1 protein-coding gene is annotated in these 293 nt (G+C 48.5%); it reads left to right on the top strand.

Annotation, left to right across the window (positions count from 1 at the left end):
* Positions 1–293: phosphopantetheine-binding protein (locus FLQ44_RS17975; protein ID WP_147695476.1), on the top strand; the 293-nt coding region annotated here is incomplete at both ends.

Raw genomic sequence — 293 nt, 5'->3', positions numbered from 1 at the left:
GCCTCGCACTCCCGTTGAGGAAATCTTAACTCAGGTTTGGGAGCAGGTTTTGGGTATCGAGCGGGTAGGCATCCATGACAACTTTTTTGAATTAGGCGGCGATTCTCTTCTCAGCATTCAGGTGATTGCCAAAGCTCATCAAGCAGGAGTTCAGCTGACCCCGAAGCAAATGTTTCAGCACCAGACAATTGCAGATTTGGCAACGGTCGCTGACACAACTGGAGCAATTCAGGCAGAACAAGGTTTAGTTGTGGGTTCGCTAGCAGTTAGAGGTATTGAAGACTGCTTGTTTG

It is taken from the genome of Vogesella mureinivorans, assembly GCF_007644035.1.
GTDB lineage: Bacteria > Pseudomonadota > Gammaproteobacteria > Burkholderiales > Chromobacteriaceae > Vogesella > Vogesella mureinivorans.
The sequence above is the reverse complement of the archived record's forward strand: the minus strand, read 5'-3'. Positions and strand labels throughout refer to the sequence as shown.